The sequence below is a fragment of the Mesorhizobium sp. M2A.F.Ca.ET.067.02.1.1 genome, from assembly GCF_004023285.1.
Lineage (GTDB): Bacteria > Pseudomonadota > Alphaproteobacteria > Rhizobiales > Rhizobiaceae > Mesorhizobium.
In genome coordinates, this window is sequence record NZ_RZSB01000001.1 from 15,223 (window position 1) to 35,262 (window position 20,040).

15 protein-coding genes and 3 pseudogenes are annotated in these 20,040 nt (G+C 58.9%); 4 read left to right on the forward strand and 14 right to left on the reverse strand.

From position 1 onward, the window contains the following. Positions 1-177: 177 nt before the first annotated feature. Positions 178-1,110, reverse strand: a complete 933-nt coding sequence (locus EOA28_RS00060; RefSeq protein ID WP_095489417.1) for a 2-oxoglutarate and iron-dependent oxygenase domain-containing protein — start codon at positions 1,108-1,110, stop codon at positions 178-180. 553 nt (positions 1,111-1,663) lie between these two features. Further along, entirely contained in the window at positions 1,664-3,361 is a 1,698-nt protein-coding gene (locus EOA28_RS00065; protein ID WP_095489416.1) for a GMC family oxidoreductase, read from the reverse strand. An 890-nt stretch (positions 3,362-4,251) separates the two neighbouring features. Between EOA28_RS00065 and EOA28_RS39835 the strand changes: the two genes are divergently transcribed. Then, positions 4,252-4,623 carry a hypothetical protein gene (locus EOA28_RS39835; RefSeq protein WP_245472857.1) on the forward strand — a complete coding sequence of 124 codons (372 nt, stop codon included), beginning with the start codon at positions 4,252-4,254 and terminating at the stop codon, positions 4,621-4,623. Positions 4,624-4,746: 123 nt separating this feature from the next. Here the strand turns inward: EOA28_RS39835 and EOA28_RS00075 are convergent, their stop codons facing one another. The 3 genes from EOA28_RS00075 to EOA28_RS00085 form a co-directional block, all read right to left on the reverse strand. Further along, positions 4,747-6,279, reverse strand: a complete 1,533-nt coding sequence (locus tag EOA28_RS00075) for an IS66 family transposase (protein WP_128314334.1) — start codon at positions 6,277-6,279, stop codon at positions 4,747-4,749. A gap of 69 nt (positions 6,280-6,348) precedes the next feature. Next, positions 6,349-6,705, reverse strand: coding sequence for an IS66 family insertion sequence element accessory protein TnpB (tnpB, locus tag EOA28_RS00080; RefSeq protein ID WP_120019134.1), 357 nt, complete (start codon positions 6,703-6,705; stop codon positions 6,349-6,351). Next, on the reverse strand, positions 6,702-7,148 hold the full coding sequence (locus EOA28_RS00085) for a transposase (RefSeq protein WP_128314335.1): 447 nt from the start codon (positions 7,146-7,148) through the stop codon (positions 6,702-6,704). Before EOA28_RS00085 ends, tnpB begins: the two co-directional genes overlap by 4 nt. A gap of 690 nt (positions 7,149-7,838) precedes the next feature. Between EOA28_RS00085 and EOA28_RS00090 the strand changes: the two are divergent. Next, a pseudogene (locus EOA28_RS00090) lies at positions 7,839-8,084 on the forward strand (helix-turn-helix transcriptional regulator); the annotation flags it as partial. A 781-nt stretch (positions 8,085-8,865) separates the two neighbouring features. Here the strand turns inward: EOA28_RS00090 and EOA28_RS38545 are convergent. The 6 genes and pseudogenes from EOA28_RS38545 to EOA28_RS00115 form a co-directional block, all read right to left on the reverse strand. Then, on the reverse strand, positions 8,866-9,006 hold the full coding sequence (locus EOA28_RS38545; protein WP_189341863.1) for a hypothetical protein: 141 nt from the start codon (positions 9,004-9,006) through the stop codon (positions 8,866-8,868). Positions 9,007-9,038: 32 nt separating this feature from the next. Then, positions 9,039-9,878, reverse strand: a complete 840-nt coding sequence (locus EOA28_RS00095) for a hypothetical protein (protein ID WP_095489413.1) — start codon at positions 9,876-9,878, stop codon at positions 9,039-9,041. Next, positions 9,871-11,127 carry a diaminobutyrate--2-oxoglutarate transaminase gene (gene ectB, locus EOA28_RS00100; protein WP_095489412.1) on the reverse strand — a complete coding sequence of 419 codons (1,257 nt, stop codon included), beginning with the start codon at positions 11,125-11,127 and terminating at the stop codon, positions 9,871-9,873. The genes EOA28_RS00095 and ectB overlap by 8 nt, the downstream gene beginning before the upstream one ends. A gap of 730 nt (positions 11,128-11,857) precedes the next feature. Next, positions 11,858-12,658: pseudogene (gene istB, locus EOA28_RS00105) on the reverse strand (IS21-like element helper ATPase IstB). Then, positions 12,658-13,947, reverse strand: coding sequence for an IS21 family transposase (gene istA, locus EOA28_RS00110; RefSeq protein ID WP_128314336.1), 1,290 nt, complete (start codon positions 13,945-13,947; stop codon positions 12,658-12,660). The pseudogene istB and the gene istA overlap by 1 nt, the downstream one beginning before the upstream one ends. Before the next feature lie 450 nt (positions 13,948-14,397). Further along, positions 14,398-15,114, reverse strand: a complete 717-nt coding sequence (locus EOA28_RS00115; protein ID WP_224571099.1) for an SPASM domain-containing protein — start codon at positions 15,112-15,114, stop codon at positions 14,398-14,400. Between the two features lie 719 nt (positions 15,115-15,833). Here EOA28_RS00115 and EOA28_RS00120 point away from each other — a divergent pair. Next, positions 15,834-16,069, forward strand: a pseudogene (locus EOA28_RS00120) (transposase); the annotation flags it as partial. 16 nt (positions 16,070-16,085) lie between these two features. Here the strand turns inward: EOA28_RS00120 and EOA28_RS39840 are convergent. Both EOA28_RS39840 and EOA28_RS39845 read right to left on the reverse strand, forming a co-directional pair. After that, complete coding sequence (locus EOA28_RS39840) at positions 16,086-16,352, reverse strand: helix-turn-helix transcriptional regulator (RefSeq protein WP_348630899.1); 267 nt, start codon at positions 16,350-16,352, stop codon at positions 16,086-16,088. A 19-nt stretch (positions 16,353-16,371) separates the two neighbouring features. After that, positions 16,372-16,836, reverse strand: coding sequence for an autoinducer binding domain-containing protein (locus tag EOA28_RS39845; RefSeq protein ID WP_245330126.1), 465 nt, complete (start codon positions 16,834-16,836; stop codon positions 16,372-16,374). 635 nt (positions 16,837-17,471) lie between these two features. Between EOA28_RS39845 and EOA28_RS00130 the strand changes: the two genes are divergently transcribed. After that, positions 17,472-19,274, forward strand: coding sequence for an ABC transporter ATP-binding protein (locus EOA28_RS00130; protein ID WP_128314337.1), 1,803 nt, complete (start codon positions 17,472-17,474; stop codon positions 19,272-19,274). Positions 19,275-19,869: 595 nt separating this feature from the next. Here EOA28_RS00130 and EOA28_RS00135 read toward each other — a convergent pair. Then, complete coding sequence (locus EOA28_RS00135; protein WP_245467838.1) at positions 19,870-19,992, reverse strand: exopolysaccharide production repressor protein; 123 nt, start codon at positions 19,990-19,992, stop codon at positions 19,870-19,872. Between the last annotated feature and the right edge of the window lie 48 nt (positions 19,993-20,040).

Genomic DNA, 20,040 nt, shown 5'->3' on the forward strand with positions numbered 1-20,040 from the left:
CGCTAGGATCTCGATCGGCGCAATCTAAACAATTTGGCAGTCCCAGCGTGCCTAATTCCAAGGGCCTAGAGGCCGCCGCGTTACGCGACGGCGGCACTCAGAGAGTTCTTCTAGGGCTCACGTCAGGGTGTGCTACATCGTCGCCGCAGTTTGCTCCCGTTTCATAAAGCCGAACACCTACTGCAACTCACGTGCGCGCCCGGCCCCATTCCCCTTTTCCCATATTGACTCGTAGTTTCGCAGCATCATCTCCGCGACACCAAAGGTGTGATTGCCTTGCCGCGAAGCCAGGCGAGCATCGATGTCGGGATAGATAAAGAAGGGCAGGGAAATTCGTTCGGCCGGACCACTGTGCACGACCTGATGCGGCGTACTCTTGAACCGGTTATCGCTCAACACCTGAAGCATGTCGCCCAGATTGACAACGAGACTATCGGGGAGGCTCGGCGCCGGTATCCAACGCCCGTGGAACCACACCTGCAAGGATCGCGTGGGGAGTTCCTCCTGCAGCAGCAGCGTGAAAAAACCATTGTCGGTATGCTTAGCGGCCGCGCCACCGGTAGACGGATATCGGATCACGCGTTGCAGAACCGTCGGCGGGCTGAAATGGCGTTGGAACCAGCCTTTTTCCATATCGAGCAGGTCGGCCAGCGCGTTCCCGAGCGGCGGGACGACGCCATTAAGCACGGTGGCCTGCAAAGCTAGGAGGCTCCGCGCGAAACCTGGAGCTAAGGCGTCGTCCGGAAGGCGTGTGCGTCCGGCAAATGGACGCCGGTCGCTTTCATTCTCGATACCGAGGTCGAACATTTCCTTTGGGTCCGGTCCGGCCTCGGGATGCAGCATTTCACCGTGCAACGGACTGTATCCACGGGCGGTGGTGGGGTGGACGTTTTGAAAGGCGTGACCATAGCGTTCCTTCGTAGCCAGGGGCAACGCGAAGAAGCGCCGGGAAGCATCGATCGCTTGTGTAATCTGTTCTTTCGGGATTCCGTGCTCGATAAGGTAGAAGAATCCGTACTCCTCGCAGGCCGTGCATAATCGCTGTTGCTCTTCACGTCGCGTTGCATCGGATGACAGTTTCGCCAATGAGATTTGCGGTAGCGTAGTCATAGTCGCTCCTCCGTCGGTGCTGTGCCCCTGTGGGGCTACTTAAGCCAAAAGCTTGTTTTACATTCACAGATCTATTCTCTGTCGAAGCGAATATCCTCTAGATTACCCACCGGCGCAACAGAAAATATGTTAAGAATATGCGAAATTACTGTACAATTGGACTTAACGGTCCCTGAACATCCGTAGCAGGCGAGGTTTGTGACCGCCCTCGAGTTCAAGAAGGGACGATGAGCACTTTCCTGCAAATGCGAAAGCCTGTTGGATGATCTGCGCGAGATCTGCCCAAATTCACGCTGGCCAGGGTGTGGACGCCGTACACCCAGCCCGTATCGCCTTGCGATGTTGATACAGGCGAATGACCGCCACGTTCCAGTGCGTTGGCAATGCGCAACAGCAAGCATCAGTATGCATGTTGATAGGGACGGAATTGCCAAGCTTGTGTGGGTGAAAGCAACGGCAAGTTCTACCTCTTCGGGACTTGTCTGGCATTTGGCAGCTCATAAACCTCGATTCGCTTGGCCAAAAACGAATCCGGCCACAAGAAGTTTTTTGATCACCTTTTCGCTGGTGATTCCCGGTTTTCTTTTAAAATTGCGTCAGCCATCTTCTCAGCCACCATGATCGTTGGAATGTTTGTATTGGCCCGGGGGCAGAACGGCATCACCGAAGCATCGGCAATCCTCAAACCCGAAACGCCCCGAACCCGGCCCGACGGATCAGTCACCGCAGCAGGGTCGGAGGCTTGCCCTATCTTGCAGCTCGAAGTCGGGTGCCAATTGCCGGTCACATTCTGTCGGACAAATCGGTCGAGATGCTCCTCGTTTTTGATAAGATCTGCAATGCTATGACCATCGGTTATGACATGACTAATGAGGGCGCGGCGCAAGCGTGGAGAACTGTCCATAAGCAAAGCAAGCACCGAGGTGAGTCCGTAATTAACGCAATTGACCTTACTGACCTGCTTCGCTCGTGCATTCCAAGCTGAGGGAAAAGGGTCAAGCGCGACCGCCGACAGGGAATCCTGCTTCAGTAGGCGGGCCATGAAACAGAAGCCGTGCTTCAGTCGATCGGCGTCCCGCTTGTCGCTCAACCAGTTGAAATCTACCTGCGGCTCTACGGTATGAGAGCGATCCTTGAGCACGATCGTTCCTGTCGAGTAAACTCGGTTGACCCACAAATAGAGGGAGCCGAGGCGCTTGCCCAGCGGGTGCCAGGCCGACTTCGCAACTCCCGATATTGCCATGTCCGTCGACGGGCACCCATTGTAGCCCGACGAGTAACGGGCGTGCATCTGGATGTGGCCGCTCACATTGGGCGCCATGCGATCGCTTGGTTTCAAATACGCAGAAACGGCGATCCCTGGATGTTCTTGAAGGTTCTGGCCCACACCTCTTACATCTGCCACAACCGGAATACCGAGATTTGTCAGTTGCTCGGCCGGGCCGACCCCGGAGCGCATCAATATGGTGGGGGAGTGGACAGCTCCGGCGCAGAGGATCACACTTGAAGCGAGATACGACTGCTGGCCGAAGTTGTTTTCCGTCTCGACCCCCGTGACGGTGCGGCCTGAAAAGGCCAGACGCACAACCGTCGTTGCCGGCAAGATTGTCAAATTGCGTCGAGAGCGGACGCTCTCGGACAAGTAGGCCATCGCAGCGGAAACGCGGTGGCCGTTTCGGTTGGTCAAGGGAACGACGGAGTAGCCGTCACCAAAACCACCATTGAAGTCCGGCCTGAAATGAATACCCTCATTTTCATACGCTCTCGATACCGCTCGGATAAAGCCGGACCAGTCTGATCGCCGCACCCGTCTTATCGGCAGCGGACCAGCCTTGCCGTGAAATTCGCCGCCGAAATCCAGATCGCATTCGAGGCGACGGAAGTAGGGTAGAACCTCCTCCCAACTCCAGCCCGCTGCACCGCTCGAGGCCCAGTCATTGTAGTCTTCGGGACCACCGCGGTTGGCCACCTGGGCATTGATGCTGGAGCCGCCGCCCATCACCCGGGCCTGCTCGTAATGAATGGGCTTGCGGCCATCCCGGACTGTGGTCGCGTCGAGTAAAGGCCATTGATAATCAGGATTGAAGTAAGCACGTGTTGGATTGCCTTCCAAGATGTCATCAGGGACGGCATTCGGGGGCGTATCAGGACCGGCTTCGATGAGCAGTACGCGATGTCCATCGGCGGAGAGCCTGCTCGCTACGACGGATCCAGAGGAACCGCCACCGATCACGATATAATCGAAAACCACACAAGCCTCCCCCTATTCACATGATGCTCAGACGAGGGATAACGGGCAATATTAGGCCCCCCCAGCAGAGGATCACTCGTCAGGCAGCTAAATACGTCATGGTGCCGTAGGAAATCCACACTACACCCTAGTAGTTGGTAAGAGGCCGAGAATCAGCTAGGATGACAAGCGGAATGAATGTCGAGACGGCCGCGTGAGCAATTTCGTCAAGTTTAGCCGCTATCTTGCAGTCATCGCACCGATGCGACCTAGCCGATCTTCTTCCAGCTCGCGCCGGCACGTTACGCCACCCCTGGCGAGACCGTGTGCGGCCCGCCTTTAACGGCGTGGCGCTCGGACGAGCGACGATCCCGAAGGATATCCTATGTTCCGTGCGCTTGCTGTTCGTCATGCTAAAAGTCATTCCCGCCTATAAGCGGACGCGTCAACTACTAGATGCCGTAGTATCAGTGCTTTCCCGCAAGCTCTAGAAGTCACCGTGTGTTCAGCGCACTGAAGGGTGCATCGGCATGCAGAGCAACGTCACGACCCTAGAGCTTGCGAGGTGCATCTGTGCGGCAGACGAGTTGGGGCGCAAGATGGGCCTTCACATTACCATGGGCGAAGATTTTGAAGAGTACGTTGGGATCACCAGCAGACTTCCCGGGAAGTCACCGACGTATCCAAGCTTCCGTCCCGACTGTTCTTATCTTCCGCCTGGAAAGGCCTTTTGGATCGTCGGGCGTGATCAGTATGGAAGAGTAGCGCATGTACAAGCAATGCGTCTATATCATCTATCCAACACAGACGTTGCTGAGCACCTTGGGTCGTTGAGAGCCTGGTTCGCGGATCCTACCTTCATAGCCGGGTCTGGTTCCTCGTCTCGCTGCGATGCGCCCACTGGCCGCAGCATGACTGGGCTGGTCGCCTATCATGGCGACATCTGGTTGCGCGAGGACTTCAGAGGCCGCGGTCTCTCTACCTTTATCGGTCGCATTGCATTTGGACTAGCCTGGGCTAAATGGTCGCCGGACTTCATCTATGCGCTGGTTGCCGATTGGCACATCCAAAAGGGCGTTGTCGATCAGTATGGGTATCTACATCAGGAGCCACACGGATCAGTCCTGCACTTGCCCGCGCACGGGATAGATGACGACGATTGGCTCGTTTGGCTGACGCGAGACGAACTGTTGAAGACGGTTCGTGCCTCATCAGTGCAGGCGCCCGGTGAGAATACTGTGGCGAAAGCCGACTCTCGATCATGGACCGTATCGCCAGACTGATCTGAGCCGGAATCAGATGCCGTATGAACGTCTCATCGGCCAGGTGAATGGAGGTTTCAAATACTACACATTCGAGAGCCTCTAACACGCGTGAGCCTCAGCGCTTGAGCGTAAGCGGTGTCCTCAGGCCACAGCCCTGAGCGCGGGAGCCCGGATGTAGGCCCACGGCAGGAGATCGTCGATCTGGCTGTTGGGGTGGCCGTTGACGATCCTGGTGAGGACGTCGGCGAGGTAGCCGAGCGGCTCGACAGCGTTGAGTTTGCAAGTTTCGATCAGCGAGGCGACGACGGCCCAGTGCTCGGCGCCGCCATCCGATCCGGCGAAGAGTGCGTTCTTGCGGTTCAGCGCGATCGGGCGGATCGACCGCTCGACGGTATTGGAGTCGATCTCGATGCGGCCATCGTCGAGGAAGCGCGAGAGGCCATCGAAGCGCGAGAGCGTGTAGCGGATCGCTTCGGCGAGCTTTGTTTTCTGGCTGATCAGCCCGAGCTTTTCGCGAAGCCAGGGCTCGAGATCGACGACGATCGGGCGGCTCTTGTCCTGGCGCGTGGCACGGCGCTGCTCGGCGGATCGTCCACGAATGTCATCTTCGATTCTGTAGAGTTCAGCGATCCGCCGGAGCGCCTCGCTGGCGATCGGCGCGGGACCGGCCGCGGCGAGTTCGTAGAAGCGCCGGCGCACATGTGCCCAGCAGAACGCGAGCACGACGCCGCTCTTGTCGGCGAGCACGCGATAGCCGCCATATCCGTCGACCTGCAGGATTCCGGCAAAGCCCGCGAGATGAGCGATCGGTCGCTCCGCCTTTCGGTCCGGCGCATAGACATAGGCGACGCCCGGCGGGTCGGCTCCCTCCCATGGCCGATCGTCTCGGGCATAGGCCCAGAGCTGGCCTGTCTTCGTCTTGCCGCGGCCGGGATCGAGCACTGGCGCTGTGGTCTCGTCGGCGAACAGCTTCGGCGAGGACTTCAGCTTCGCCAGCAGTCGCTCGTGGACTGGACGCAGGTGCCAAGCGGCGCGGCCGACCCAGTCGGCGAGCGTGGAGCGATCGAGATTGATGCCCTGCCGGGCGTAGATCTGCGCCTGGCGATAGAGCGGCAGATGATCGGCATACTTAGAGACCAGCACCTGCGCGACGGTGGTCTCGGTCGGCAGGCCACCTTCGATCAGCCGCGCAGGTGCCGGAGCCTGCACGATAACGTCCTCGCAGGCGCGGCAGGCATATTTGGGCCGGCGCACCACGATCACACGCAGCTGCGCCGGAACGATGTCGAGCCGCTCGCTCACGTCCTCGCCGATCCGGTGCAAGCCATTGCGGCAGCACGGACAGGCATGGTCCTCGATGTCGACCACCATCTCCACGCGCGGAAGATGGACCGGCAGCGCGCCACGGTTCGCCCGGCGCTTCGCAGCCTTTGCTTGATGCTCAGAAGGAGCGGTCTGTTCCTGCTCTTCCTCGCCGGCGGCCTCAATCTGTTCGGCCTCTTCGAGCCCCAGCAGTAACTGATCCTCGGGAAGCGTCTCGGCTCTTCGGCCAAAGCGGTGACGCTGCAATTCCTTGATGATCTGGATCAGCCGGGCATTCTCGACATCGCGCGCCAGGACCATCGCCTTCAGCGCGTCCGGATCGTCGGGAAGCTGGTCAGCCGTTATCGCCATGAGCGGATCAGACCATATTCGTCAACGCCGGGCGACAGTGGAATCCGGGCTGATTCACTTGGTCGCGGATCAGCCTGCCTGCGCCGGAACGCGGGTCCGGCGGGCTTCATGGACCCGCCGCCAGTCGAGACCTTCGAGCAGCGCCGACAGCTGCGCGGCCGTCAGCCGCATTATGCCGTCATGGACTTTCGGCCAGCGGAACTCGCCGTCCTCCAGCCGCTTGGCATAAAGGCAGACGCCGGTGCCGTCCCAGAAGATCAGCTTGATCCGGTCAGTCCGCTTCGCGCGGAAGACATAGACCGCGCCGCTGAACGGATCGGCGCCCATCGTCTCGCGCACGAGCGCCGCCAAGCCCTCCGCGCCCTTGCGGAAGTCTACTGGCTTTGTCGCCACCATGACCTTGACCGCGCCCGTCGGCCCGATCACGACGGCGCTTTCAGCGCACGGATCACCGCCGCCACCGTCCTGGCGTCGGCGCCACGGCCGACCCGCATGGCGACGCCATCGATCTCCAGCTCGATCACGCCGGCATCCCGGGCGGCTTTCCGTTTCCGCTGCTCCGGCATCCGCCTTGCCGCCGGCTCCGACATCGGCGCTGCGACCACCGCCGGAACAAATAGCGATTCCGGTGCCGGCGCTTCCGCCAAAGGCTGACGGGCGGCCCGACGCCAGGCGAACAGCTGCTGCGGGGACAATGCATATCGCCGGGCCACCGCACTCACGGTCTCGCCGGCATCGTAGCTTTCCGCAACGATCCGAGCCTTCTCCTCCGGCAACCATTCGCGCCGCCGACCGGAACCCGTGAACACCTCGAAACGGCGCGCGGGCTCAGGATCGTTGGATTTAAGTGTAAGCTCTGAAATCGTCATGTGTCGAAGCCCTCAAAGGCTCCGAACATCGTTCCTCACGACCACGAGCGAAAGGTGCCACCGGAACAGCGCTTACGCTTGAGCGACTATCAACGACCAAGTTTCAAACTCTCTGGAGTGGGCTCGGGTTGGCGATAGTTTCGGTGGCACTATGTGACACTCTCGCTACGCTAACCGTTTGAGCTGCCGCCATTCCGGCAACACTGTTGGCCCTGCGTTAGCTGCCGGTCGACACCGCGTTGTCCCTTGGCATGTGGCATCCGGCAGGTTCCAAGAAGGCCTCGGACGCGACATACACGCGACCGCGAGGACCGCCGATTCAAGCGACGAGGACCGGAAGTGAGGTTGATTTTCCAATGCAAGTCGAAAGGATTGCCCGGGAGATGTTCGTCCTCCCGTCGGGTTGGCCAGAGCCAAGCCCACCTTGTCAACTGCGTCGGACAGACTTTCGGTAATCCCATTCACAACTATCCAGAATATAAGATGTTTCACCATTTTGAAGTTGCGCAATATAAAGATCAATATAATTTTACGTTCCGATAATTCACCGAGGGGAAACTCCGTGCTAAAGCTTTAATGCCGACCTGCCAAGGACGGCGCGCCGAGCCTTAGCCGCAGCTTTGTGCGCCGCTCGCAATATTCGGTGCAAACGGTTGCGGAGAAGGGATTATGGAACGCCCCCAACTCGAAGAAGTGCCCGTCCTTTCCGCAAGGGAAATAGAGTGCATACTCTGGGCAGCCAGAGGGAAATCGTCGTGGGAGATAGGACGAATACTTAACAGGTCCGAAAACACTGTGAATTTTCACATAAAAAACGTAATGCGGAAATTGGACACGGGCAGCAGAACGGTCGCTGCTATGAAGGCGGTAAGCCTCGGGATCATCGAACTAGAGGAAGCGGTGAGCGCCGCCGAAGTGTCGTCAGGCGACGATTAGAGTCTCGGTCTTTTCTGTAATGTAAGGCCGCTGAGCCCGGATTGCGCCAATAATCCCGTTATGGCTGCCGGGTCTCATAGTCGACCCACGAATGCGGCCTCGCAGTGTGAACAACACGATGACACAACGCCCACGGACCTGCGGAACGCGAGTTTTCGTCCATCGCATCCTCGGGCCGGGGTTGTGTTCACATTCATGAGGTGATCGAGAAGGCTGACCGGGAGGTTTTCCGCTGCGGGCGCGGTCTGAATCGCGTGGCGCAACTACGCCAGTACTTTGGGGTCTTGGTGACTTGCTGCAGGACGGAACGGCCGAATAGTTCGGGGCACAGCACCAGGGCCGACCACGCGCCATCGGAGGGGTTCATGCTGCGCCAGCGCACACCATATCAGTTCGATCTCAAACCGTACGATGCGAAGACCGCGCAGATGCCACCATGGCAGGCGCTGGCCGAAGAGACGCTCCTGATGCGGCAAAGCTGAGAGTGCGCCGGAACCTCGGCGAGGTTGGCGTAGACGAGCGTTATGTCGTGGAGTCCTCGGCCCATCGGCGGCTGCAAAATCTGAGAGCAGCCTCGCGCACCGGTCAACAGGAGGTGGCGCGCGTGATGGACGAGAAGATTCCGGCTCAACCATCTGGAGCGCCCTGCAGTCTGCGATGCGGCGTCGCCTGGTGAGTTGTGTGCGTCAAGTTCTGCTAAAATGGCGTGGCATTCAGTGGTGACGTTGAGTGTCCGCCGCGCAGCCGCCGTCTAGCGGAGCGGCGGACACACGGGCGGTGCTCAGGCGGCCAATGCCCTCAGGCTCTCCTTCGTGAGCTCGCGCAGACGGATCGCTTCAAGCCGGTTCTCTTGGATGCCCACCGCCAGCGCCCGCACCAGCCGCAGCTGGCGCAATTCGTCGAGATGTGCCTCGTCGACCATGCTGATCAAGGTCTACGGTGCGACGTCCAACTTCAGGTCCACCAGAGAACAAGGTCAGGCCGGGCAAATCCGAAAAAGCAATTCAGCACCAGGCGACGCTTTCCGTCGCCTGATTGACCGGTAACCCCGTGAACGAAGCCGCCATCGATTAGGGCGATATCCCCAGTTTTGAGCTCGAACTCGCGGTAAGGGACGGCCTCCAGATAGGCTGCCGAATAGGGATATCCAGTGGTCTCCACACCTTGCGATATCCGGTCCGCAACCGTCGGCTTGTGGCTCCAGAGCTTCAGATTGCCGCCTTGCTCAGGCATGCTGGGATAGAGGTTGAGCGCTGCGACCGTATTGTGCGCCACCGCAGAAAGCTCGTAATCATCGCCAGCACGTAAGACTTGAGCGACGTCGTCGTGGGGATCCAAGGAAAAGGTGCCTGTGCCCGACCAACTGAGGCCGCGACAAACATTGGCCTGGCCGTGTTCGGAACGGGCTAGCCGCAATTCGATTCCCTGGTTGTGAAGCTCTCGCTTCAACGCCCCGAATACTGCTCGAACCGGGTCAACCAAATTCTTAAAAAGGGCATCGACGTACGGCCGCGCGTTTTCGGCGTCTGCGAAATAGGTGGCTGCATCCTTTCTGTAGTGAGATGCGCCGACATATTGTCCGGGCACACCATCTTTACGCTCTCTGAGACCGGAGCTTCCAATAAAGTTCGTAGTGATCTCCTCGGCTACTTCGGTGCTGAAAGCTTGCTTGATGTGCAGAGCGGTGAGCTCACCTTTCAGGACCGAGATGATCTCCGACGTGTTGATCGATCCGGTCCGTTCTTTGATCGAAACCGGCGAGATGGCTGGCACTTGAGATATCTGACTAGACATTGTCTTGCTCCTGTAGTGCGTGTTCAAGTATGGTGATGCCACGATCGAGTTCGGCATCGGTGATGGTTATCGGTGGGAGGACTTTGATAACGTCGCGATTTGGCCCCGAGGATTCGATAAGAAGGCCATTTTCGAATGCGACATCGTGCACGCGGCCGACAACTGCCGGTGAACGGCATTTCAGGCCGGCCATCAGACCGCGGCCGCGCTTCTGTTCGATGTATCTTGGAAGTTTCGCAACCAGGCGATCGAGGTGCGTTTGCAGCCTGACGGCTGTCCGCTCGACACCTGCAGTAAATTTCCTATCCGACCACATCTTGCACATGGCTCCTGCCGTCACGAAGGCGAAATTGTTGCCTCTGAAGGTCCCGCTATGTTCTCCGGGCTTCCATATGTCCAAGTCGGGTCGAATCAGAACGATGGACAGCGGACTACCTGAACCGCTTAGTGACTTGGAAAGACACACAATATCCGGTTCGATTTTCGCGGACTCGAATGAGAAGAAATCGCCAGTTCGGCCCGCACCCGCCTGAATATCGTCGACGATAAAAACAATGCCGTGAGTACGGCAAATGCGCTGAATTTCCGTGAGCCAAGCTGCGGATGCGGCGTTCATGCCGCCTTCTGCCTGGATGGTCTCCAGAATGATTGCGGCAGGCTTTTCTATGCCGCTCCCCGGGTCGCTCAAAACGCTGTCGATGTAACTGGCGGAATCGAATGCTTGGTTCGGATAACCGTCATAGGGAACACGGATCACATCGTGGCGAGCAACGCCTCCCAGTTCCCTGGTTGAGGCCGAGCCCGACACCGCTAGAGAGCCGAGCGACATGCCGTGGAACGCATTCGTAAAGGCCATGACGCTCGAGCGGCCCGTGTATTTTCGCGCCAGCGCGAGCGCCGCTTCGTTGGCGTTCGTGCCGGTCGGCCCAGGAAACTGAATCTTGTACGAAAGGCCTCTGGGTTTCAGGATCCAATCGACGAACCCTTCAATGAAGTCGCGCTTTGCCGCCGTATGCATATCAAGCGACAGAAGAATGTTCTCCCCGACGAGATATTCAATCGCTGGCGCCATAATATCCGGATTGTTGTGCCCGTAGTTGAGTGCGCCGGAACCCACCAGGAAATCGATAAAGGGCTTACCCGTCTCGTCCCAGATCGTCGCCCCAAGGGCCTTCGTAAAGACGGTGGGGAACGCCCGGCAATAACGACGAACGTTAGATTCATGAGCCGTGAAAGTGTCGGTGTCCATATTAAGTCCTCTGCACATAGACGTTCAAAAAAGAGAGCTGTTTAATGGCTAGTGGTTTGCGGCAGATGTTCGTCGCTTAACATTGAAGCGGAATGCCGGAGGCAGATTTGTTGCTGGGATCCTCATCGACTATTATTAGGTTGCGTTGCCCTCCATTCAGGCGCCTTCGGAGAATGTGCTGCAATAAGATGGCTTCTAAAGCTTCCGCGAAAGCATGGATACTATGGCATCAGGTAGTTGACGTACCCACCCATCGCTACCCATAGCGCCTCCGGACAATGGATGAGTCCCAGGAGATCAGCGGGGTCGCGTCGCCAGAGGTTGTGTAGCTCGGCGGTAGCGAGAAGCCGCTCGCGAGCGCGCTCCTCAATAGCGCCGTAGCGAGCCAGCGGCTTCGCGGCGGTCATCAATATTCGCCGTTCAACCTCGGGCTGCGGACACCAACCTGATTCAAGAAACTATTTGATGACCGATGACACAGCGAAAGCCGCGCTCTCTTGGAGAAGACTGCGGATTCCGATCTCTTTCGCGAGATGATTGGCCCCCGAGCCGCCGGGTCAAGAGGGCGGGCCGCCGCGGGCGCCCTTGACGGAAAGCCCGTTCGTAAGCCAGGCGGAAGCAACCGGGAGACGCGCTGGCGAAGGGCCGCATCGGTTTCGAGAACGTCCACTACCGCGTGTCAAGCGAAGTGAGGATTTGACCCGCTGGGCGAACTGAAGATTTGACCCCCTCATTGTTTTGCGGTTTCGTTGGTACCGAGCGTCGTTCCGGCCTTCTGCAATAGGCCGGAACGACGCTTTTCGCGAAGCCGGTAGCTGTCGCCACGGATCGTTATCACTGTCGAATGATGAAGCAGGCGATCAAGGATCGCCGTTGCCACCACGGGATCGCCAAACACGCTGCCCCATTCGCCCACCGAGCGGTTGGAGGTGATCAGGATCGATCCCCGCTCATAACGCTGCGACACCAGCTGGAAGAACAGATGTGCGGCATTGGCTTCGAACGGGAGATAGCCGAGCTCGTCGATGATCAGCAGTTTCGGCCGCGACAGGGTCGTCAGTTGCTTTTCGAGTGAACCGTCGTCATTGGCCTTGGCCAGCATCGCCACGGCGTGGCCGCCGTGACGAACTGGACGCTATGGTTCTGCCGGATCGCCTCGCGCCCGAGAGCCACCGCCAGATGTGTTTTGCCCGTACCCGGAGGTCCAAGGAACAGGACCGTGTCGCCATGGGCAATCCAGCGGCAGGTCGCCAGCTCCCGGATTTGGCGCTGATCCAGCGACGGCTGCGCGTCGAAGTCGAAGCCATCGAGTTCGCGCACAAACGGGAACCGCGCGATCTTGCCTTCCATAGAGATGCGCCGCTCGTCGCGCCGCGCGATCTCGTGGGTCACCAGGAAGGCCAAAGCCTCGCGCAAGATCATCTGCGAACGCGCCGCTTCGTCCAGCAGCGTATCGAGCTGGTCCCGGATCGCGGTCAGCTTCAGCCGGTCGAGCTGAGCCAACCAGCATCTCGTGATCGACCGTCGTCATCACCAGCTGCCTCCCACCAGTGCCTCATATTCCGCCAGCGGCCGCAACAGAGCGGAAGGCGCAACGATATCCACCGGCGCCGATCGCACCGGCGCAGCAGCGCCGACCACGCCGGCAAGATGCGCGCGCTCGACAATCCGTTGGCGACGTCCGCGGCACAACGCATGATCCGCCACCACCTCGCCCGCATGACGCACGATAACGCGGCCGCCCAGCACCACGACCTGGACGCTCTCCCCGATCAGCCGCCAGGGAACCGAGTAACTGTTCGTGTCCAGGTCGATTGCGCAGTCTGCCTGGACCTTGCGCACGAGATCCCGCAGTTGCCCGAACGGCGCCCGTCCGCCCAGAGGGCGAAGCGCCATGGCTTCTTCGGCAAAGCGCTCCGCAGGAGCCACCCCGGTCGTGCCATGCACACGCTGATCGGCAATCTCGCGCGTCCACCGTTCCAGATGCGCCTCGAACGCCGCCCAGTTCTCGAACCGGCGGCCGACAATCGCATTGTGCTTGACGTAGCCGACCCCGCGTTCGTCCTTTCCCTTCGTACGCGCCCGGTAGGGCGCACAAGCCCGTGGCGTAAATCCCCAGTAGCGGGCAAAGGCGTGCAGCCGCACATTGAAGCGCACCTCCCGCGTCGCCGCATCGTGATGTTCGACCAGCGCCTTCGGATTATCGAACAGCACTTCCGTTGGAACCCCGCCGAAGCGAAGGAAGGCTCCTTCCATCCCCTCCAACCAGTCCGCCTGGCGCTCCCGAAGCGAGGGACGGATATGCAGCCGACGCGAGTAACCCAGCGTTGCCACAAACAGGTGCACCCGAACACGCTCGCCGCCGATCCACGCCCGCGTGTCGCCAAAGTCGATCTGCATCTGATGTCCCGGCGCCGTCTCAAACCGAACCGTTGCGCGCTTCTGCACCCTCAACTCCCGACGCCAACCCTGCACCCGAAGCTCCACCGACCGAAGCCCTATGACGATCCCATGTTCGCTCTCCAGTTCCTGGCGCACCACATCGGCGTTGCCACCATGGCGGAAGAAGCGCTCCCGCAGCCAATCGTCTAGCCCGTCAAACGCGCTCCGCCGCACAGGCTTGCGAAACGGAACAGTCCCGCCTTCGCGCAGATACCGACGCACCGTGTTGCGCGCGCACCCGAATTCCTTCGCCAGCCGCTTCGCTCCCCAGCCAAGCTCATGCAGCCGCAGCATCGCTGCCACCTCTTCAGGCTGAAGCATCTCCTCTCCCTGCATCGTTCTCGACAATGCAGGAATCGCCGAAATCCCAATCGTCATTCATGCCTCCTCTCATAACCGAGGGGGTCAGTTCTTCATTTCGTCAGGGGGTCAGTTTCTCAATTCGCCCGACACCGCGACGGCAACCATCCCCGGCCGCAGCTGGGGCTGCTGCCTTCAGGCGAGTCGAAAAGGAGATAGTCTGGGAGGGTAAAGGCGTTGACGAGGTGGGCCGTGAGTAAGCAACCAAGCGCTGATCGGGATCGACGAACGCTATTTCCGTCCGACCGAGGTTGACCTGTGATCGGCGTTACCCCAAGCCAGGCAGGCCGACAAGCTCGGTTGGAAGGCGAAGACCTTTCGATGAGCTCGTCTCCGAAATGCCTCGGGGTCCACTGCCGCGCCTACGGAATCATGCTGGCGTCACGCGAAATGCGATGGCGTCGCGGGCAGGTGCATGTGTCGTGGGGCCATCCGCACTGCCGGCACGCCCTCTCGGCCGGCATCCACTCAGGTCCGGTCGTTTGGGTCGGCGAATTCACACATCCTGCAAAGCAGAAAACCATCCGCTCCATTCATGCGGTCGACGATTTCGCGAAAAACTGGTTTTTCAAACAGAGCGGAGTAACCCTCATATAGAAGGTTGCCCAATACGTGACGCCGTTCAAAATCCATAGAGCACAGGGTAACGTCGCCGTTTGGAAGAAGAACATTCCGATACTGTCGTGCGTCCACGCAGGTTAGGGCTCCGACCACTGGCTGACGTGGTGCAACGATCTTAGGGTCGACGCTTCCACCCCTACTGCTCACCGGCCGCGCTTTTATCAGGGCTTCGGTAGGAATAATGTCGGCTATATCTGGGTGGGGCTCGCCCAAGGCCACGAATCGGATCAAGGGGATGTCCGCGTCGACGAGTTGACGAACCAGATCGCGATACTTGTCTCCGACCAGGCGGCTGTTCATGTAGGTGCCGTCATCGAAAACATGGACCACGAATACGCCCAAGCGCAAGGCTTGCAATCGCTGCAGGTCCTGCCCGTTCATTCCCACCAGCGTCGTAAAAATCCTGATGCCATGGCCTTTGGCGAAGGCGTGCTCCACCATTTCGGTACAGTCCGGATTGAGCCAAGGTTCGGAGTATCCCGCAAAACCAATGTCGACGGAAGTCGGTACGCGGGCCAGACACCGCTTGAAATCTTCAAGATCCAGATGACTCGCATGAGACACTTTTCTTTGCCGGACCGCGAACTTGTCCTGGGGACAATATGAACATCCTACGACGCATCCCGTGGTCGTCGTTATCTCCAAAACCCTGCCGGCTGTGTTTGCTGAGCGAAGTTCCGGTAAAATCACTGGTGATTACTCCCATCTACTTCCTGCGAAGCGCCACGATGGTGTGCGTGTGCCTTTGGCTTTCTGATACCGCCTGCTGATCTACCGAGGCAACGCAGCCATCTACCCTTTTTGGCAGCCTAAGCCGCCCGGTTCACCGATTTGCCGGGCCGACCCTTCACAAACTTCCGGCGCGTCGGACCAGAGACAGCATTGCATCTTTCGAGGCATCACTCGCTCCGGAGATGTAGCCTCAACCGTTGGTCGCTGGCCCGTCGCCGAGATGCGCGCGCAGCACCCTCGAACCCGCCGGAGAGAAGCTTTCTGGATGCCGTCGATCATCCTTCATCGAGCGAGTTCCGTGTTCTCATGCGGGTCAGCCCTCACACTATATTGCCGCACATCGACCAGCAAAGGCCGAGCTAGTGCGCCTGGCGCGCAGTTACTGCGAGATAGGCTTCGAAAAGCCCGACAGGGCTAAGACGCTCCGCTGTATTGAACCCGACATGTTTTCTGACGGCTGTCAGATTTTGGACACACATCACTCATCGTCAGTCGCTTAATACGGATGGTAGTTTCTTCCAGGAATCGGTGACATTGAACACCACCCTGTCATGACCGCCCAATCTCAGCGAAGCGAACTCAGCATCGCCACCAGGACCAAGCCTGAAGATAAATCCGCCATAGCAGCGTCAACGACATTTTGCTTTCGAACCCGGATGGATTGCACGAGGTGATTCGCGCCGTGATGCAGGAGGTGCTCGAGGCCGAGATGGACGAGGCGCTGGATGCTTCGAAGAGCGAGCGCACGCCGGAGCGTCTCGGCTATCACGCGCGCTACTACGGGCGGAGAACTAGCTGCGCACCTACGGCGGTTCGATAATCCCAAGTTTCAAAGCTTTTACAACAGCTACCGTTCTGCTGGTCGCATCCAACTTCCGCATTACATTTTTTAAATGGAAATCTATCGTATTTCGTGATCTGCCTAAAATAGTTCCTATTTCCCATGACGATTTTCCTTTCGACACCCAATCAATGCACTGTATTTCTCTCGGAGAGAGGTTATGAATTTGTTCCGACGCAGTCGTAGTGTTGAACCTCGTAACCATCAGATGAAACCGCAGCGCGGCCATTTGCAGGTAGGTGATCGTTCTATTCTGCAATTCGCAGTCCGAGGATTGAGCAAAAACTCACAAACCTAAAGCTGTCACCAGGGCCATGTAATGGGACGGTAACGCCTGACCTCAAGCCGAATGTTGCTGCTTCGTCCAAGACGCGGCGTCCATCTTCAGTTATGCTTTCATCGGTATACACCTCGCTCCATCGAAAGGGCCCCGCCTCCTTTCGACCTTTCTTGATGAGTGGGTCTATTTTGGCATAGCCCATTCTCGAGTAGCGCTCCTGCCATTCAGCAGGATAATTCCACATCACCACAGAACCCTCTCGGTTCGGCTTGAAAACCCCCTGTTTTGATGCGAGCGGGCCATAGGCAATCCACGGGCAATCGAACTTCAGCGCAAACGCAGACATCCGTTCGAACAACTGTTCGGATTGAGCGATATCATCAGTCATCTCGAGGAATAGGTCTAACTCGACCGCAATCCGCGGGAGTTCCATGATGCCTCCTTCATTGCGTTCTCATTGGTGCAAAGTTTGCTCCAGCCCAGCCTCGCAACATGCGAAGTCAACGGGACCGAGCCGGAGTTCCTTCCGCCACCTGGAGTACCTTCAAGAGTCGTGCCAGCTTGCGAGCGAAGCTTCTTCTTCAGGTTGTCAATCGACTGGGGAGGTACCCAGGAGGCGAACCGAACAGCACTGTGTCGGGGAGCGCACAATCCGACAGTCGAGCATTCGATTGACGGAATATGGGCAGGAAAGTATTCGCGGCGCGCTTTTGAAATCAGCACCTAAGTCTCGGGCCTGAGAGAGCTGCATTGCCTGTACTTATTTGATCGAGGCAGGAACAATTTAGAATTCAATCGATACATCGACCCTCTTTTCCAATCTCCCGAGTTGGGCAGCCGAAGCAATAGTATTCGACTGGATCGCGGCTGACTTTCTCCAGGCTCGGTAACCTGCTGAATTTGCCCTTCGGCTGTTCCCGCTCGGTTGGCACGACTTTTGAACCTCACCATCGTGAGGCGGCAGGAGCTGCCCGCCAAAATTGATGCTGTTATGGGGGAGGTCGAGATTCCAGTTTTGTCTTTTAACGTCTTTGGGACGGAGCGTGTTGATGCGCCCGCTTGGAAACTATGAAACGTTTCCCCGTCCATGGGCGCGGCGCCACTTGTCGCGAAGTTTTCGCCTTCACTGTTCGCCTCTGGAACAGGCAGCCGGCCCGGCTCGCGATCATAATGACCGCGATGCTCGCCTCCACGCTGGCTGACGTGTTGATGCCGCTCTATTCTGGCCGACTCATCGACGCTGTTTCTCGTGCTGCTAATGCGGCAGCACCAGCTTCGGATTCAGCTGTTGCAGCATTCTCTGTACCGATTGCATTGGCACTCGGTGGCATTGCCATGCGCCACGTCGCCTTCATTGGCCTGAGCGACCTGGTGTTGAAAATGATTTCCGACGTCGCGACCGAAGCGTTCCATCATGTGCAGCGCTTTTCGACAGACTGGCATGCAAACAGCTTCGCCGGCTCGACAGTGCGCAAGATAACGCGCGGCATGTGGGCGCTCGACCTCCTCAACAGCACGATACTCGTCACGCTGCTCCCGTCGTTTGTCATCTTGATCGGCTCGACGGTGCTGCTCGGCTGGCACTGGCCGGTCATGGGCGTGATCTTTGCTTGCGGCTCTCTCGTCTACCTTGCGTTTTCGATTTCGCTGTCGCTCGGCTATGTCGCGCCAGCGGCGAGCCTTGCCAACCGATGGGACACAAGGCTCAGCGGCGCGCTTGCGGACGCGGTCAGTTGCAACGCTGTGGTCAAGGGCTTCGGCGCAGAGGTTCGCGAAGACGAGCGGCTTGCAAATATCATGACGAAATGGCGGCACCGCGCGCGCCGGAGCTGGGTGCGCGGAACGATCATCGGCTCAACCCAAGGCGTAACTTTGGTTGCGCTCAGGGTGGCGGTGGTCGGATATGCCCTGCTTCTGTGGTCGCATGGACAGGCAACGCCGGGCGAGATAGCATATGTTCTCACGTCCTTCATCGTCCTGCAGGGCTATCTGCGTGATGCCGGCATGCATGTCCGCAACGTGCAGCACTCGGTTAATGATATGGAAGAACTGGTGGCCATCCACAATCAGCACGTGGATGTTGCCGATCGTCCAGAGGCCAAGCCGATCCGGATCACGAAGGGCCGTATCGATTTCGAGAACGTCCACTTCCGCTACGCCAACCATCCCCTGCCGCTCTATAGCGAATGTTCGCTGTCGATTGAAGCTGGCGAAAGGGTTGGGTTGGTTGGACCCTCCGGTTCCGGCAAGACAACATTCGTGAAGCTGATCCAGAGACTCTACGACCTGAGCGGCGGCCGGATCCTGATAGACGGTCAGGACGTCTCCGAGGTGACCCAAGAGTCCCTTCGTTCGCAGATCGCGATCGTGCAGCAGGAGCCGATCCTGTTTCACAGGTCGCTTGCCGAGAACATCGCCTATGGACGGCCTGGCGCGAGCCAGGCCGAGATCGAGCAAGCGGCACGACTGGCAAGTGCCCACGAATTCATCGCGCCCCTGCCGAAGGGCTATGGGACATTGGTCGGCGAAAGGGGTTTGAAGCTCTCCGGCGGCGAGCGCCAGCGCGTGGCGATCGCGCGCGCCTTCCTCGCGAACGCGCCGATCCTTATTCTGGACGAGGCCACATCGAGCCTCGATTCGGAATCCGAGGTGCTCATTCAACAAGCGGTGGATCGGTTGATGGTGGGCCGAACCACACTCGTCATCGCACACCGGCTGTCGACGGTCCGCTCGCTCGATCGGCTGCTCGTCTTCGACCGTGGCCGCATCATGGAGGACGGCGATCATGCCGCCCTGATCAATCTCGATGGTGGCATTTACCGCCGCCTCTTCGAACGGCAGGCGTTGGAACTCGCGAAGGGCCTGGCCTGATCGCTAAATCGGCTTGCGCGATGCGCCGAGCCGTTGCCGGAGAGGGGTGTGGCAGTGACGAGCGGCGGGCGTTAGGCGGCAAAACCAGCACGGCCGGAACTGTCCGCCAAACGGGCGAGCGGGAATGCCACGTCTAAGCTTCGGCGAATGCGCGCAGTTACACGCGGGCACCGAATTGTCGCGCCTAACGGCGCACGCACCAAAAGGGCGGGAATGTCGACGGCCCGGGAAGAGTGCGGCCCTCGCCGTTACCCACATTTCGCCAAAGGAAGCGAAGTCAACGCACATTGAGAGGGCGGTGCTTCCCGGCCGGCTGGGATCCCTGTCGCTGGCCCAACCTACCGCACGCCGGCCACGTCAACGGTTCAAAGTCCCTTCGGTTCGCAAAGTCGTCCCCTTGGAGACCCGGAAGCGCAGGAGCTCCGACCGCAGTCTTCGCTCAACTCTGGCCATCTGCTCCGGGATTGGATTCCGTTCCCTTGCTAGCACAGTGGCAGCTGAGCACGAACTCGCCGGCCCCGTGTCTTTCGATTACGGCCAACGGGCTTAGGAAGAGATTGGATTCGCCGGCCCTCTGCGGAGCGAATGAACAGTTCTACAGATCATCGACGTCCGCGAAAAAGAGCACGCAGCCGAAGTAGCCGGCCTGAAGCAGCAGCGAACAGGCCAGCGTCGTGACGACTGCCACACGGAGCGAATCCAAAGCGAAGTAAACCATCGACGCATTGCTGCACAGGACCAGCCCCACGAGCCGACAAAAAGATGA

Bases quoted from the DNA above. Each gene is read 5' to 3' on its own strand.
- istA (WP_128314336.1), bottom strand. From the start codon at position 13,947: ATGACGATTGGGATTTCGGCGATTCCTGCATTGTCGAGAACGATGCAG.
- EOA28_RS00130 (WP_128314337.1), top strand. From the start codon at position 17,472: ATGAAACGTTTCCCCGTCCATGGGCGCGGCGCCACTTGTCGCGAAGTT.
- EOA28_RS00060 (WP_095489417.1), bottom strand. From the start codon at position 1,110: ATGACTACGCTACCGCAAATCTCATTGGCGAAACTGTCATCCGATGCA.
- EOA28_RS39845 (WP_245330126.1), bottom strand. From the start codon at position 16,836: ATGGAACTCCCGCGGATTGCGGTCGAGTTAGACCTATTCCTCGAGATG.
- EOA28_RS39835 (WP_245472857.1), top strand. From the start codon at position 4,252: ATGACTGGGCTGGTCGCCTATCATGGCGACATCTGGTTGCGCGAGGAC.
- EOA28_RS00095 (WP_095489413.1), bottom strand. From the start codon at position 9,878: ATGTCTAGTCAGATATCTCAAGTGCCAGCCATCTCGCCGGTTTCGATC.
- EOA28_RS00135 (WP_245467838.1), bottom strand. From the start codon at position 19,992: ATGGTTTACTTCGCTTTGGATTCGCTCCGTGTGGCAGTCGTCACGACG.
- EOA28_RS39840 (WP_348630899.1), bottom strand. From the start codon at position 16,352: ATGGCCGCGCTGCGGTTTCATCTGATGGTTACGAGGTTCAACACTACG.
- ectB (WP_095489412.1), bottom strand. From the start codon at position 11,127: ATGGACACCGACACTTTCACGGCTCATGAATCTAACGTTCGTCGTTAT.
- EOA28_RS38545 (WP_189341863.1), bottom strand. From the start codon at position 9,006: ATGGTCGACGAGGCACATCTCGACGAATTGCGCCAGCTGCGGCTGGTG.
- EOA28_RS00075 (WP_128314334.1), bottom strand. From the start codon at position 6,279: ATGGCGATAACGGCTGACCAGCTTCCCGACGATCCGGACGCGCTGAAG.
- EOA28_RS00085 (WP_128314335.1), bottom strand. From the start codon at position 7,148: ATGACGATTTCAGAGCTTACACTTAAATCCAACGATCCTGAGCCCGCG.